Raw genomic sequence first — 2,298 nt, 5'->3', positions numbered from 1 at the left:
GTATAGTGACGGGGAGAGGGCGCTGTCATTGATGGTTTCGCCAATCGCGACTGTGGCTGAAAACAGCGCCAGCGCTGAAGCTGCCCCTTTCTCCCCGTCTCTATACGGGGAGAAATGTCCGGCAGGACAATGAGGGGCAGCGCCAACCTTACAGGACTAGAGCTGATCAAACTCCAACCGCGCCTGTGTCTGCGCCCGAGTGCAAAATGACCGAAAAACTCATCCTCGCTTCCGGCAGTCCGTTCCGCAAGGCGATGCTCGTCAATGCCGGCGTCGACGTCGAGGCGGTGCCGGCCGATGTCGACGAGCGCGCGCTCGAGGGGCCTTTGCAGGATAGCGGCGTCTCGCCCGAGGATGTTGCCCTGGTGCTGGCCGAGGCCAAGGCAAGCGAAGTCAGCGAGCGCAGGCCGGGCGCCCTGGTGCTGGGCTGCGACCAGACGCTGTCCCTTGGCGACGAGGTGTTCCACAAGCCGGCCGATAGGGAAGGCGCACGCCGTCATCTGTTGGCGCTGTCGGGCAGGACCCATCAGCTCAACAGCGCCGCGGTGCTGGTCCGCGACGGCGAGGTCTTGTGGCGGCATGTCGGCATCGCCTCGATGACCATGCGCAAGCTCGACCCGGCCTTCGTCGGCCGCCATCTCGCCCGCGTCGGCGCCAAGGCGCTGTCCAGCGTCGGCGCCTATCAGATCGAAGGCGAAGGCATTCAATTGTTCGAGAAAATCGAAGGCGACCATTTCACGATTGTCGGCTTGCCGCTGTTGTCGCTGCTTGCCGAACTGCGCACGCTGGGAGCGATCGATGGCTGAGGCGTCAAAGAAGGCTTTCGTCACCGGCCATCCGGTCAAGCATTCGCGCTCGCCGAAGATCCATGGCCACTGGCTGGCCAAACATGGCATCGACGGAAGCTACCAGGCCATCGATGTCGCGCCGCAGGATTTTGCCGAGTTCGTGAACACGCTGCAGGCAAACAATTACCGCGGCGGCAACATCACCATCCCGCACAAGGAAGCGGCCTTCGCATTGGCCGAACGCCGCGACGAGGCGGCGCAAGAAATCGGCGCCGTCAACACGCTGTGGTTCGAGGACGGCGTCCTGTGGGCCGGCAACACCGACGGTCACGGCTTTGCCGCCAACCTCGACGATCATGCACCGGGCTGGGCAAGCAAGGGTCCGGCGGTGGTGCTCGGCGCCGGCGGCGCGTCGCGCGCCGTCATCCATGCGCTGAAGGAGCGCGGCGTTGCCGACATCCGCATCGTCAACCGCACTGTGGCCCGGGCTATAGAACTGCGCGATCGTTTCGGCGCCGGCGTGTCGGCGCATGGCATGGCGGCGACCGATGAACTGCTCGGCGATGCCGGCCTGCTGGTCAACACCACCGCGCTCGGCATGCATGGCAATGAAGGCCTGTCGGCCGATCCCGCCCGGCTGCCCGACCATGCCATCGTCACCGACATCGTCTATGTGCCGCTGGAGACGCCGCTGCTCGCGGCCGCCCGTGGGCGAAATCTGAAGGCGGTCGACGGCCTTGGCATGCTGCTGCATCAGGCCGTGCCCGGCTTCGAGCGCTGGTTCGGCGTCAGGCCGCGGGTGACGGCCGAACTCCGGGCGCTAATCGTCGCCGATCTGGTGCCGAAGCCATGATCGTGCTCGGCCTCACCGGCTCCATCGGCATGGGCAAGTCGACTACGGCCAGGATGTTCGCTGACGCCGGCGTGCCGGTCCATGATTCCGACGAGACGGTGCATCGCCTCTATGCCGGCAAGGCAGCCCCGTTGGTCGAGGCCGCCTTTCCCGGCACCACATCTGCCGGGGTGGTCGACCGGGCAAAGCTTGGCGCGCGTGTGCTCGGTGACGCCGCCGCGCTGAAGCGGCTCGAGGCGATCATCCATCCGCTGGTGCGCGCCGACGCCGATGCCTTTCTGGCCAGGCATCGTGGATCAGGCGCGCCGATCGCCGTCCTCGATATCCCCCTGCTGTTCGAAACCGGCGGCCGCAACCGCGTGGACAAGGTCGTTGTCGTCACTGCGCCGGCCGAGACCCAGCGCGCCCGCGTGCTGGCGCGGCCTGGCATGACGGAGGAAAAGCTGGCGTCGATCCTGGCCAAGCAGGTGCCTGATGCGGAAAAGCGGCGTCAGGCCGATTTCATCGTCGACACCGGCCAGGGGCTGGACGCCGCGCGCGCGGCGGTCAATGCGATCATCAGGCAGCTGATAGGAGTCGGCAAACCAGGCCGCTGACACTGGCTGATGTCGGCGCCGCCCCTCATCTGCCTGCCGGCATCTTCTCCCCGTATAGTGA

General features: G+C 66.2%; 3 protein-coding genes. All 3 read left to right on the top strand.

Annotation, left to right across the window (positions count from 1 at the left end; all coding sequences use genetic code 11):
* The first annotated feature begins 206 nt into the window (after window positions 1-206).
* From EOC06_RS36140 to coaE, 3 genes are read left to right on the top strand one after another with little or no spacing between them, the layout of a single operon-like run.
* The gene (locus EOC06_RS36140; protein ID WP_128310040.1) at window positions 207-806 is read left to right on the top strand and encodes a Maf-like protein; all 600 of its coding nucleotides are present in this window, start codon (window positions 207-209) and stop codon (window positions 804-806) included.
* Window positions 799-1,641: a shikimate dehydrogenase gene (locus tag EOC06_RS36135; protein ID WP_128310039.1), complete on the top strand. Its 843-nt coding sequence runs from the start codon at window positions 799-801 to the stop codon at window positions 1,639-1,641. Before EOC06_RS36140 ends, EOC06_RS36135 begins: the two co-directional genes overlap by 8 nt.
* Window positions 1,638-2,237, top strand: a complete 600-nt coding sequence (gene coaE, locus EOC06_RS36130) for a dephospho-CoA kinase (protein WP_128310038.1) — start codon at window positions 1,638-1,640, stop codon at window positions 2,235-2,237. Before EOC06_RS36135 ends, coaE begins: the two co-directional genes overlap by 4 nt.
* Window positions 2,238-2,298 lie beyond the last annotated feature (61 nt).

Source organism: Mesorhizobium sp. M7A.F.Ca.MR.362.00.0.0, from assembly GCF_004023175.1.
GTDB lineage: Bacteria > Pseudomonadota > Alphaproteobacteria > Rhizobiales > Rhizobiaceae > Mesorhizobium.
Note: the sequence above shows the minus strand (reverse complement) of the source record. Positions and strands in the feature narration are given on the sequence as shown.